The sequence below is a fragment of the Microbacterium sp. genome (genome assembly GCF_044340635.1).
GTDB lineage: Bacteria > Actinomycetota > Actinomycetes > Actinomycetales > Microbacteriaceae > Microbacterium.
In genome coordinates this window covers 61,218-73,012 of sequence record NZ_JBIITF010000013.1, presented here as the reverse complement: position 1 = coordinate 73,012, position 11,795 = coordinate 61,218, and the positions used below count along the sequence as shown (strand labels likewise).

Here is an 11,795-nt window from a genome sequence, read left to right as displayed (position 1 = left end):
GGCTCCTCCATCGTGTCACACGCTCCCGGCGACGTATCGGCGGGCGTGCAGGCGGTGCGCAGTCCACGTTCGGGCACTGTCGACTACTCTGTGGGTACCCGCCGCGCTCGAGCCGCGCACGACACTCCGTCGCAGAAGGACGAAACCCCGTTTCATGAGTTCACGCATCCTGGTCGTCGACGATGACACCGCCCTCGCCGAGATGATCGGGATCGTCTTGCGCACAGAAGGCTTCGACCCCGTGTTCTGCTCCGACGGTTCCGAGGCGCTCGACGCGTTCCGCTCGGAGCGTCCCGACCTCGTCCTGCTCGATCTGATGCTTCCCGGCATGGACGGGATCGAGGTGTGCACGCTCGTTCGTGCCGAGTCCGGTGTGCCGATCATCATGCTGACCGCGCGCACCGACACCGCCGATGTCGTGAAGGGGCTCGAGTCGGGCGCCGACGACTACATCGTCAAGCCGTTCAACCCCAAAGAGCTCGTGGCGCGCATTCGGACGCGCCTGCGGCCGACGCCGGAGAGCACGGGAGCGCCGCTGCGCATCGGCGACCTCACGATCGATGTCGCGGCCCACGAGGTGCGCCGTGCCGGTGAGATCATCGCCCTCACTCCGCTCGAATTCGAACTGCTCGTCGCGCTCGCCGCGAAGCCGCACCAGGTGTTCTCGCGCGAGATGCTTCTCGAGCAGGTCTGGGGCTACCACTACAAGGCCGACACCCGCCTGGTGAACGTCCACGTGCAGCGTCTGCGCGCCAAGGTCGAGCTCGATGCCGACAACCCCAAGATCGTCACCACGGTGCGCGGCGTGGGCTACCGCGCCGGCGCTGTCGTCTGAGGTTCCCGTGACGCCGTCATCGACCGCGTCCGAAGCGACGAACACGGCAGCGACGGCCACGGCGGCGCCGGGAACGGTACCGCAGGCCACGCGGACATTCGTGTCGTTCACGTGGCGGCATCCGTCGACCTGGGTCGAGGGCACCTCGCGTCTGTGGCGTCGCTCGCTCCGCTTCCGTACCGTTCTGATCACCCTCGCGTTGACGGCTCTGGCGATCCTGATCGCGTGCGTCTGGATGGCGCTGGCGATTCAGAACGATCTGTTCCAGTCGCGCCGCAACGAGGTGCTCGACGACTCGCGCCGTGCCACCGTCGCGGCGCAGGCGACGTTGGATGCTGCCAACGTCCAGGGCGACCGCGTTCGCCTGCAAAACCTGATGCGCGGCGTGGGCGACGACATCGCCCGCCAATCCTCGAGCGACCGGATCGCGGTGTTCCGCGTCGACTCGGCTCCGTCGTCGATCGCTCCGCAGGATTTCACGGCGGGCGGCTTCGAAGAAGAGATCGTGTCGGAGGGTCTCCGCGAGCGCGTGCAGGCGCAGCCGACGTCGCAGTGGTGGCAGTCGGTATTGCTCGAGGATGCCTCGGGAACGGTTCCGGGAATCGTCGTCGGTCAGCAGCTCCTCGTCCCCGAGGTCGGCGCGTACGAGCTGTACCTCGCATATGACCTCTCTGCTGCTTCCCAAACCCTCGGTTTCGTCCAGAGCACACTGTGGATCGTCGGGATCACGCTCATCGTTCTGATCGGGGGGATCTCGTGGTTCGTGCTGCGCGCGGTGGCCACGCCGATCGCCGAGGCCGCCGAGACGAGTGAACGACTGGCCGCAGGCGAGTTGCAGGTGCGTCTCCCTGTCCGCGGCGAGGACGAGCTGGCAACGCTCGGCCGGTCGTTCAATGCGATGGCCGACAGCATCCAGGCCCAGATTCTCGAGCTCGCCGACCTCTCGCTGGTGCAGCAGCGGTTCGTTTCGGATGTCTCGCACGAGCTGCGCACCCCGTTGACGACGATTCGACTGGCCGCGGACATCTTGAACGATCGTCGCGAGACCTTCGATCCTGCGGCGTCCCGCGCGGCCGAGCTGCTGCACGCGCAGGTGCAACGGTTCGAGACGATGCTCGGTGACCTGCTCGAGATCAGCCGGTACGACGCGGGATCGGTTCAACTCGAGTGGGAGGCGACGAGCCTGGCGCATCTGGCCGAGGACATCATCGCCGAGATGGCTCAGCTGGCTGAGAAGCACGGCTCCGACGTGCGGCTGGTGGCACCTGGCGGATATTCCCCGGTCGACATGGATGCCCGTCGCGTTCGTCGCATCGTCCGCAACCTGCTCGGCAACGCGATCGAACACGGTGAGGGGCGGCCGATCGTGGTCAACGTCGACAGCAACTCCACCGCCGTCGCGATCGGCGTCCGCGACTTCGGTATGGGCATGAAGCCGGCGGATGCCGAGCGGGTCTTCGATCGCTTCTGGCGGGCGGATCCCTCCCGCAAGCGCTCGATCGGCGGCACGGGCCTCGGGCTGTCGATCGCCCTCGGGGACGCGCGCCTGCACGGTGGCACGCTCGCGGTCTGGAGCGAGCCGGGCGGGGGCTCGAATTTCGTGCTGACGTTGCCCAGGCAGCCCGGCGGGACGATCGAGGCACCGCCGCTGCGCACCGAGCCCGATGCCGAGACCGACGCACTGGATGCCCTGGGCCTGACGCAGCCGATCGGCGTCCTGGGCGACGTGGCCGCGCTGTCCGCGGAGATGACGACCGATTCGTCGACGGACGCCGCACGATCCGGGGGAGTGTCATGAGGGCGCGGATGGTTGCGGCGCTGGCCGCGCTGATGCTGGTCCTGGCGGGGTGCGCGGGTCTGCCGTCAACGGGTTCCGTCAACCCCGGGCTCGCGCTCGGCGAGGCGCCGGACGTCCCCGATTTCTCGTTCCTCCCCAACCGACCGCAGCCGGGAGCGACCCCCGAGCAGATCGTCGAAGGATTCGTCGCGGCGGCCACGAGCCCCGCCGGCAATTGGGAGATCGCGAGCCTCTTCCTCGCACCCGACCTCAGCGGTACCTGGCGCCCGGAAACAGGGGTCACGATCGACCGCCCGGGATCACGCAGCATCCTTGCGTTGGACGGCGACACGGTGCAGATGACCCTCGCTCAGACCGGAGATGTGGATGAGACGGGAGCGTTCCATGCCACAGACGCGGGCTCGGCGACCCTCGACTACGAGCTGGAGCAGCAGCAGGACGGCGAGTGGCGGATCAGCGCGGCGCCGGATGGAATCGTTCTGAACGAGCAGGACTTCCGCGTGGTGTTCAGCGCATACGGCGTGATGTTCTTCGACCCCGAGTGGGAGTTCCTCGTACCTGATGTGCGCTGGTTCCCCACTCGGCAGAACGTGGCCACGCGCATCACCCAGGCGATCATCGGCGGTGCCCCGAGTCCGTGGTTGAGCGGCGCGGTGGTCTCAGCCGTTCCCGAGGGCGTGGTGCTGGAGAGATCCGCCGTGCCCGTGGTGCAGGGCATAGCGCAGGTAGAGCTGGGCGCCGCAGCGCTCGAGGCCGATCCGATCACGCTCGGTCGGCTGCTGCGCCAACTGCAGGCGAGTCTGCAGGGCACCGGTGTAGCGGGCGTCGAACTGCTCGTGGACGGTACCGAGCTGGCGGTGGAACCCGCACAGACGCTCAGTACAGCGGTCGATGCGCGCCCGCTCGTCCGGACCGCCGAGGACTTCGGATTCCTGGGCGAAGACGAGCTGACGACACTGCCCGGGCTGAGCGCGCGAATCTCAGAGCTCGACGCCGACTCGATCGCGGTGGGACGCGGCGGCCGGGTTGCCGCCGTCCTCCTCACTGCCGGGGGCGTCGCGAGAGTCGAGGGCAACGAGGTCTCGACGGCCGACGATCGGGCCGGCCTCATCGATCCGGCGCTCGATCCGAACGATGGGATCTGGTCCGTTCCCGAGTCGCAACCCTCCGCCCTGGTCGTTTCGACGGCCGCGGGTGAAGGACTTCCGATCGCGAATGCCTGGCCGGGTGCGACGCAGATCGCCGCGATGCAGGTCTCCCGCGACGGTACGCGGATCGCCGCTATCGTGACCGACGCCGGCCGCGACTGGGTGTCGGTGGCGGGTATCGAGCGCAATCCCGACGGCGTGCCGATTGCGCTGGGCACGCCGGAACGCATGCTCCGCCTGGACGGGGTCGGAGCAGACATCGCCTGGCTCGACGACCGGACCTTGGGGATCCTGTCGGAGGGCACCGACGGCATGATCGTGACCGAGCAGCTGGTCGGCGGCATGAGCACTTCGGGCAACGGTCCGACGGGTTCGGCCGTGTCGCTCGCGGCGGGGCCGACCGCCTCGTCGTCTCGGCTGCTCACCGCGGAGGCCGCCCTGTACGTGCGCCGCGGCACCACGTGGCAGCGCGCGGCGGACGACGTGCTGGTGCTGGCGTCGCAACTCGGCGCGAACTGATCCTCCACAACCGCTCGGTGGGCCCGCTTCTGTGCGGATCCCGACGTCGCGTCGGCGGCCCACCGCTGCCGCACCCACGCTGGACGGATGGGCTCGACCATCTCGGAGGCATGGTGGCTGGGGTGTCGCGCCGTCGCGGACGCCACGGCGATCGTGCTTCCCGAACGCTGCGCCGGATGCCTCGAGCCCGGCGCTCTGATCTGTGCCGCGTGCCTCCCGGCGCTGGAACCGGGCCCCGCGCGCATCGTGATCCCCGGCGACGATCTCGAGGTCTGGGCGGGCATGCCATTCGCGGGCCCGGCAGCATCCGTCCTCCGAGCGGTGAAACGCGATGCCCGCCCGCGGCTTGCACGGCACCTCGCACCGGCCCTGGCGTCGGCCCTGCGGGAACTCGCCCGCTCGACCGGCGCCGCACCCGCCTCGCTCGTCGCGGTGCCGGTCCCGTCCAGCACGAAGAGCCTGCGCGCCCGCGGATTCCGGGTCGTCGATCTCGTGACGCGTCGCGCCGGAGTCAGACCGCTTCGACTGCTCAGGATGCAGCGTACGGCGGCTGACCAGCGCGGGCTCGGCCGGATCGAGCGTCTCGAGAACCTCCGCGGAGGGATGTACGCACACGCTGCGGGCGGATTGCCTGCGGCCGGACTCCGCGTCGCCATCGTCGACGACGTCGTGACCACGGGCGCGACCCTCATCGAGGCGGCCCGGGCCCTGCGAGCCGCGGGCGCCGTCGTCGTGGGCGCCGCCACGATCGCGGCGACGCCGCTCCGGGGACGCACGGTTGATGCATCCGAAACTCGCAGGTGACACCCTGGGCCCGCAGGGCTAGCGTGGGAGGGACCAAGGCGAGCGCACGATCCGCTCTTGTACGGGCGGATCGTCCCGAGCAAGGAGGTCAGAGATGGAAACAGGCATCGTCGGCGTAGGAGTCAGTGTCACGGATCGCTTCCGATCAGTGGTCGAGGAGAAAGCGACCCGCATCGAACACCTCGTCCCTCGAGCGCAGCGGCTCGAGGTGAAGGTCACGCACCGCTCGTATAAGGGCGGTCGTGTGGAGGACGACACGGTTGAGATGACCCTGATCGGCAAGGGCCCGATCGTCCGGGCAGAGGCCACCGACGCGGACAAGTTCGCCGCCCTCGATCTCGCGGTCGACAAGATGTGCGAGCAACTGCGTCGGGCCAAGGGCAAGCGCGTCGACGCACGGAAGCACCCTCACGGCGCGCACTTCGAGAAGGGCAGCGGCGAGATCACCGGTATCGATGTGCAGCCGGCATCCGCCGACATGATCCACGCCGTCGCGACGGGCGAGATCCCGATCGTCACGGGAAACGAGGAAGAACCCGACTACACGCCCGTCGTCATTCGCGTGAAGAGCTTCGACGCCGAATGGATGGCGGTGGAGGAGGCCGTAGATCGGATGGAGCTCGTCGGGCACGACTTCTTCCTGTTCATCGACGTCCGCACAGACAAGCCCAGCGTCGTCTATCGCCGCAAGGGCTGGGACTACGGCGTGATCTCGCTCGGCACGCAGTCGGCGCCGCCGGCGGAGGCGCTCGCCTCGTAGCATCCGGGCACGCGTCACTCATCGAACGGACGCGACAGGCCGTCAGGCTTCTGGCCACACGGCGTGTCGCGTCCGTTCGTGCGAGCGGATGGCTGATCCGGCCAGCCGATCGGTTCAGTCGAACATTCCGCCGAGCAGGCTACCGATGACGAGGCCGCCGAACAGGCCCCCCATGCCGTCGCCGCCCTGGCCGCCGCGTCGTCCGCCGCCACCCCAGCCGTCGTCCTGCGGGGGGCGTGACGAGTCGATGTCGCGCTGAGCGAGCTGGAGTGCCTCGCTCGCGAGGTGGGCCGCGCGTCGCGCGAGCTGGAAGGCCTCTTCGAGGGAGTCGTCGTCACCGGGAAGCGCGGCCATGTCGGCGCGCGTGCGTTCGGCTTCGGCGAGACGCGTCCGAGCGTCGGCACCGATCCACCCGCGGTGGCCGGCGATCACATTGCGAGCGACGGCGATCTGACGGTCGGCGTCATCGGTGGCATGCCGGATCTGGGCGGGAGTCGGCAGTGGCTTCGCAGCGCGCTCGCGTGCCTTGTCGACCGCGACATCCAGTGCCGTGTTCGCCTCGCGCAGATGCGAGAGCTGAGCAAAGGGGTCGGCCTTCTCGCTGGCCGGGGGAAGCGCCGAGAGGGCGGACTGCAGGGCGGTGAGCGCGGCCGTCACCTGGGGTGTGGCCGGAGCATCCCGTGCCGCGATCACGTCGCCGCGCGAATCGGCGATGACATCCGCGAGCGTCGATTCGGCGCGCAGCGCCTCGATCTCGAAGTCGTCGATGCCATCGAGGAGCGTCCCGGCACGACGGACGGCCTCGGTTGCGGTCTCGAGCGCGAGCATGGCCTCTTCGCGGCGGGATGCTTCGCGCCGGCGTTCCGAGATGTCCGCGCTGTGCAGGGCGAACGACAGCAGCTGTTCCGCCTCGTCGGGTGCCCTGTCGATCTGCTGGAGGGCGGAGGGCGCGTACCGATCCGCGAGACGTGCGACCGTCGTACGCGCCTGGGGCAGGCGCTCGCGCAGGCGATCCGCGTCGGAGCGGACCTGAGCGAGGATCTGTGGCGCTCGGCGCACCTTGGCGATCTTCTCGGCCAGGGTCTGCGTCTTCTCATCGAGCAGGTTCTCGGCCCACTCGCAGAGCTGGGCGATGCGGGCGTTTCGCTCGCGGAGTTCCTGCGGGGTGTCCGGGATCTCGTCGTGGTTCAGCTGATTGAGGTGGAAAGCCTCGGCGAGGTGGTGGCGGACGGCGTCGAGCGCGTCACGCAGATCCTTGGTCGCACCTTCACCGAGTTCCGCATTGGCGAAGTCCAGTTCATCGGCGGTGACGCGGATCCGCTCGTCCGCCTCGACCAGCGCACGTCCCGCCCGCCGGGCGAGCTCGGCATCCTGCGCATCCAATGCGGACTGCTCTTCGCGCTTGCGTTTGCCCCAGAATCCGGCCATGTTCCGATCCTAAGCCGGGTTCGCCCCCGCCCCTGGCGTGATTCAGGCGATCGGAGTGCGCCCTGCGAGAACGCTCGACACAGCCGTGGGCGCGACCGTGCGTGGCGGGCGTCCTCGTCGCGGACGGTCGGCGACAAGGGGGAGCGCCGTCTCTGCCGGAGGGTGCTGCGCGAGTCGGTCCTCGAGGTGGTCGAGCCAGAGCACCTCCGCTTCCGCCTGGAAGACCTGGGCATCGATCACGAGTTGGCGCGCGAGTTCCTCGCCGCGGGTCGTCCTCGCGTCGTCCGCGCGCCGCGCATCTCGCAGCATCGCCAGTCCCGCGAGCGATGAGCGTCGCTGCGCCTCGACGATCGCGGCCACATCGACGCCCGGAAGCGTCGCCGCGAGCGCGAGCTTCAGGGGCAGTTCGTCGCGGGTGCCCCGCACACGCGTGACGGGGGAGCGGAGCCACTCTCGCACCGCGGTGCGTCCCGCGTCGGTGATCTCGTAGTAGACGTGACCGTGCTCGTCGGTATCGCCCTGCGCAACGAGGCCATCACGCTCGAGCCGATCCAGTGTCGTGTAGATCTGGCCGACGTTGACCGGCCAGCTCGAGCCCGTCCGCCGATCGAATTCGGTCCGCAGCTGGTAGCCGTAGCATGGGCCCTGATCGAGGATCGCCAGCAGGCTTTGTCGGACCGACATCACATCTCCAGACGAACGGCATTCTCGGTATACATAACCGAGTATATGAATATCGGGCAGGGTTATCCGGGAGGTCGACATGAACGACTCTCGCGTCGCGCCCCCGCTCTCCGGCCGCATCGTCGCCGCTCAGGAGTGGCGGAACGTCGCCTTCGTCCACTGGCGCGTCGATCCCGCGGTCGTCGCCCCGCTCCTGCCGTCGGGCATCGCTCCGGACGTCGAGGGCGGTTCGTCCTGGGTCGGGCTGATCGCGTTCGAGCTCGGCGACGCGCGCATCGGCCCTCTTCCCCCGCTGCATCGGTGGGGCTCCTTCACCGAGGTCAATGTCCGTCTGTACGGCGTCGACCGCGACGGGCGCCGCGGGGTGATCTTCCGCTCGCTCGAAGCCTCGAGCCTGCCCGCGGTGCTGGCGGCGCGGGCGATGTTCTCGCTGCCGTACGTGTGGGCGCGCACGGCTCAACGCCCAACTACAGACGGCTGGGAGTATGCGTCGCGCCGCGTCGCCGTTCCGTCCGCCTCGGGTGCTCGGTTCAGGCTTGCGGTCGAGGCGGACAGCTCAACGACCGTCGATGACGAGCTGTCGCGATTTCTGACGGCGAGATGGGGGCTCTATCAAAGCCGGTTCGGTCGAACCCACTGGCTGCCGAACACGCACGAGCCCTGGATTCTTCAGCCCGCACGCGTCACCGGGTTGTACGACGAATTGTGCGCGGCGGCGGGCCTGCCCGATGTCAGCGATCGTCCGCCGGATTCGGTGCTGTTCAGCCCGGGAGTGACGGCGAGCTTCGCACGCGGTGGGATCGTCCGCCGGTCCTGAACCGCCGTGACGGCATCCGATTCATCCGGAATCCACGTCACGAACAGACGTCGTTCACCGTTTCGCACCCAGCTATTCGAAACATCCCGGTAACATTTTGAAGGTGATCACCGCAAACGGCGTGCGCATCGCCGAGTACGCCCGTCCGAGTCATCAACTGCTGCACCTCAGCGACACGCACCTGAGGGCGGGGGATGACCCCCTGTACGGTTCGATCGACGCTTCCGCCCGCCTGGCTCGCGCGCTCGCGCAGATCGCCGAATCCGGCACGAAGCCGGACGCGATCATCTTCACGGGAGACCTCGCCGACCACGGCGAGCCCGAGGCGTACGAGACGCTCCGCGCCATAGTCGACCCGTGGGCCGAGCGCCTGGGCGCCCCGGTGATCTGGGTCATGGGTAACCACGACGACCGTGCCTCGTTCCGCGCGGGCCTGCTCTCCGACGACGCGGCGGATGCCTCGGCCCCCGTCGACGCCGTGTACGACATCGACGGGCTGCGGGTCATCGCCCTCGACACCTCGGTCCCCGGTCACCACCACGGCGAGATCACGGACGCCCAGCTCGAGTGGCTCGAGGTCGAACTCGCGATCCCGGCTGCCCACGGCACGATCCTCGCCATGCATCACCCGCCCGTGCCGAGCGTCCTCGACCTCGCCGTCACGGTCGAACTGCGTGACCAGTCACGACTCGCGTCGGTCTTGCGGGGGAGCGACGTGCGCACGATCCTTGCCGGGCACCTGCACTACTCCACGGCCGCGACGTTCGCGGGCATCCCCGTCTCGGTCGCATCCGCCACGTGCTACACACAGGATCTCGGCGTGATGGTCGGCGGCACGCGCCCCCAGGATGCCGCGCAGGCCTACAACCTGGTGCATGTCTTCGACGAGACCGTCGTGCACTCGGTCGTCTCGGTCGGAGACACCGTCGCCCTCGGCTACGTCGATCCGGCCGAGAGCGCCCGACGGATCGCCGCGGCAGGCATCGTCATCCCCGACTCCGCGACGCGCGCCCTCCGTGCCGAGCGACTCCACGACTCGGGACGGGTCGTTACGAACCAACCGCCGACGACGCCTCTTCCGATCGTCCGCTGACCGACTCTCCCGCTGCCGTGACTTCCCACGGCGCCCGAATCGGGAAGTAACCCTCGAGCGTGTCCCGCAAGACACGCTCCCTCAACGCCTCGGGCACCTCGGGACGGCTGCCGTCGTTCAGGCAGAACATGTCGACATCGCGCCGCGCGAGCAGCCGCTCCATCTGACGGATGCCGGGCTGCAGCGTCGTCTGGATGTAGCGGGTTCGCGGCTCGCGCGTCGTCACGGCACGCCCCGTCATGAGCGCGTAGTAGTGGTATAGCGAATTCGTGACCGAGATGTCGGTCGCCGATCGGAACGTCGCGGCGGCCGTCCGAGCGAAGTCCTCGGGAAAGGCCTCTTCGAGTTCGTACATGACGCTGCGGCGCAGCGGCGCGGCGCAGTGCTCGAGGTCTCGCGCGATGACGCGACCGAAACGCTCTTCGAGCAGGGCGCGGTTGATGCGGGCGGCGTTGTCGTGGCCACTGCGCTGAGGATCGGTCGCACCGATCCCGATGCGCACATTCGACTCGACGAAGCGTGAGATCCCGGCCGCCGTGAAGAACAGCTCGGGGCGCACCGGACGCCCGAAGAACATATCGTCGTTGGCGTAGAGGAAGTGCTCGGCGAGACCCTCGATGCGGTGCAGCTGCGCCTCGACCGCGTGCGAGTTATGGGTCGGCAGCGAAGCCGGGTCGGCGAAGAACTCCTCGCTGCGGACGATCGTGACCTTGGGGTGCTCGGTCAGCCACCACGGCGCCGGGCTGTCCGTCGCGATGAAGATGCGCCGGATCCACGGTGCGTACTGGTTCACGGAACGCAGGGCGTAACGGATCTCGTCGACGTGACGGAAGCGAGCCGAGTGCTCGTCACCATCCCCGACGACATAACGACTCATCCGTCGTGCGCGCTCGCGCTGGAAATCGCTCGAGGAGCCGTCGACCCACGAGAAGACGATGTCGACATCGTGGGTGAACTCCGAGGGGCCGGGCGAGAACATGCCGTCGAGCGTCCGCCACTGCCGTCCATGCAGGTCGATGCTCGTGAAGGTCAGGTCGTCCGTGGCGATCACGCGGCGCGTGAGGGCGTTCGCGTGCGGTGCGGTGACGACGTTGCCATCCCCGCGCCAGAATTCCAGACGGATGCCGTGACTGGCGCCGAGGCGCAGGGTGCCGCTCGGGCTGACCCGGGGGCGATAGACGGTCGCGCTCTCGTCGCGACCGAACGGGTTGTTCGATCCCGCACCGAAGACGCGAGCACGACCCGCGCGACCGACGATCCACGGCTCGGATGCGGCATCCGCCCGGAGCGCCGCGATCGCCCGCTTGCGTGCCCCGGCGTCGACGGCCAATGCCGGCCGTCCGCTGGCGCGGCGCAGGAGGATGGGTTCGACGTCTGCGGCCTCGAGGAGGGCGGCGAGCCGGAGCAGATCGTCGATCTCTGCCTGTTGCGGTGTGACCTCCGCCACCAGGTGGGGAACACCGCCCACGAGCACCACGTCGTCTCGTTCCAGAACCGGCGCCCAGCCCGCGGTGGGCTCATCGGACGCGGCGTCGTGCGTGCGAGAGGATTTGCCGGTGCGGGCCTGGCCGGCGAGGGCGCTCCGCCCCGTGTTTGTCCGTCGCACCGGGGCGGTCCCCTGTTCTGAAACGACACGTCGCGTCATCGATCACCTGTTTCTTCGTCATGCGATCCGCGGGCGTCCTCGCCGCGGTCGATCGCTTCCTGCATCGTCGTCGGGGCGATCGCCGAATCCGGCGATGCAAGCCCCTCTCCGCAGTGTAAGTCAGCAAATGTGTCGGGCGTGTTGCGAGGTGTGCCCCCTTGACACCGCGGAATCGAGGTGAGCGGCCACCCAGGGGATTCCAGGTCACGGACCGGTAACATGAGACCGTATGCCGGTCGTGCGGGTACCGATCCGCGCGGCATC

General features: G+C 68.8%; 10 protein-coding genes. 7 read left to right on the top strand and 3 right to left on the bottom strand.

All coding sequences use genetic code 11. The features are described from left to right. Positions 1-154: 154 nt before the first annotated feature. The 5 genes from mtrA (at position 155) to hpf (ending at position 5,864) form a co-directional block, all read left to right on the top strand. On the top strand, positions 155-835 hold the full coding sequence (gene mtrA, locus ACIQ0W_RS12030) for an MtrAB system response regulator MtrA (protein ID WP_396642983.1): 681 nt from the start codon (positions 155-157) through the stop codon (positions 833-835). Positions 836-935: 100 nt separating this feature from the next. Continuing rightward, the gene (mtrB, locus tag ACIQ0W_RS12025) at positions 936-2,633 is read left to right on the top strand and encodes an MtrAB system histidine kinase MtrB (protein WP_396643007.1); all 1,698 of its coding nucleotides are present in this window, start codon (positions 936-938) and stop codon (positions 2,631-2,633) included. 8 nt (positions 2,634-2,641) lie between these two features. After that, positions 2,642-4,300, top strand: coding sequence for an LpqB family beta-propeller domain-containing protein (locus ACIQ0W_RS12020; RefSeq protein WP_396642982.1), 1,659 nt, complete (start codon positions 2,642-2,644; stop codon positions 4,298-4,300). 87 nt (positions 4,301-4,387) lie between these two features. Then, the gene (locus ACIQ0W_RS12015) at positions 4,388-5,104 is read left to right on the top strand and encodes a ComF family protein (RefSeq protein ID WP_396642981.1); all 717 of its coding nucleotides are present in this window, start codon (positions 4,388-4,390) and stop codon (positions 5,102-5,104) included. 94 nt (positions 5,105-5,198) lie between these two features. Beyond that, entirely contained in the window at positions 5,199-5,864 is a 666-nt protein-coding gene (gene hpf / locus ACIQ0W_RS12010; protein ID WP_396642980.1) for a ribosome hibernation-promoting factor, HPF/YfiA family, read from the top strand. 114 nt (positions 5,865-5,978) lie between these two features. Here the strand turns inward: hpf and ACIQ0W_RS12005 are convergent, their stop codons facing one another. After that, positions 5,979-7,292: a hypothetical protein gene (locus ACIQ0W_RS12005; RefSeq protein ID WP_396642979.1), complete on the bottom strand. Its 1,314-nt coding sequence runs from the start codon at positions 7,290-7,292 to the stop codon at positions 5,979-5,981. 42 nt (positions 7,293-7,334) lie between these two features. Further along, a complete protein-coding gene (locus ACIQ0W_RS12000) occupies positions 7,335-7,976 on the bottom strand; it encodes a PadR family transcriptional regulator (RefSeq protein WP_396642978.1) in 642 nt (213 codons plus the stop codon). Positions 7,977-8,055: 79 nt separating this feature from the next. Between ACIQ0W_RS12000 and ACIQ0W_RS11995 the strand changes: the two genes are divergently transcribed. Both ACIQ0W_RS11995 and ACIQ0W_RS11990 read left to right on the top strand, forming a co-directional pair. Next, positions 8,056-8,793: a YqjF family protein gene (locus tag ACIQ0W_RS11995; RefSeq protein WP_396642977.1), complete on the top strand. Its 738-nt coding sequence runs from the start codon at positions 8,056-8,058 to the stop codon at positions 8,791-8,793. A gap of 103 nt (positions 8,794-8,896) precedes the next feature. Continuing rightward, the gene (locus ACIQ0W_RS11990) at positions 8,897-9,886 is read left to right on the top strand and encodes a phosphodiesterase (protein ID WP_396642976.1); all 990 of its coding nucleotides are present in this window, start codon (positions 8,897-8,899) and stop codon (positions 9,884-9,886) included. Here ACIQ0W_RS11990 and ACIQ0W_RS11985 read toward each other — a convergent pair. After that, complete coding sequence (locus tag ACIQ0W_RS11985; protein ID WP_396642975.1) at positions 9,843-11,492, bottom strand: stealth family protein; 1,650 nt, start codon at positions 11,490-11,492, stop codon at positions 9,843-9,845. The two genes, ACIQ0W_RS11990 and ACIQ0W_RS11985, sit on opposite strands and share 44 nt — an antisense overlap. Positions 11,493-11,795: the final 303 nt, after the last annotated feature.

What these genes read in the sequence shown, in the direction of transcription:
- ACIQ0W_RS12005 (WP_396642979.1), bottom strand. Translation starts at nt 7,292, where the DNA reads ATGGCCGGATTCTGGGGCAAACGCAAGCGCGAAGAGCAGTCCGCATTG.
- hpf (WP_396642980.1), top strand. Translation starts at nt 5,199, where the DNA reads ATGGAAACAGGCATCGTCGGCGTAGGAGTCAGTGTCACGGATCGCTTC.
- ACIQ0W_RS12000 (WP_396642978.1), bottom strand. Translation starts at nt 7,976, where the DNA reads ATGTCGGTCCGACAAAGCCTGCTGGCGATCCTCGATCAGGGCCCATGC.
- mtrA (WP_396642983.1), top strand. Translation starts at nt 155, where the DNA reads ATGAGTTCACGCATCCTGGTCGTCGACGATGACACCGCCCTCGCCGAG.
- ACIQ0W_RS12020 (WP_396642982.1), top strand. Translation starts at nt 2,642, where the DNA reads ATGGTTGCGGCGCTGGCCGCGCTGATGCTGGTCCTGGCGGGGTGCGCG.
- ACIQ0W_RS12015 (WP_396642981.1), top strand. Translation starts at nt 4,388, where the DNA reads ATGGGCTCGACCATCTCGGAGGCATGGTGGCTGGGGTGTCGCGCCGTC.
- ACIQ0W_RS11995 (WP_396642977.1), top strand. Translation starts at nt 8,056, where the DNA reads ATGAACGACTCTCGCGTCGCGCCCCCGCTCTCCGGCCGCATCGTCGCC.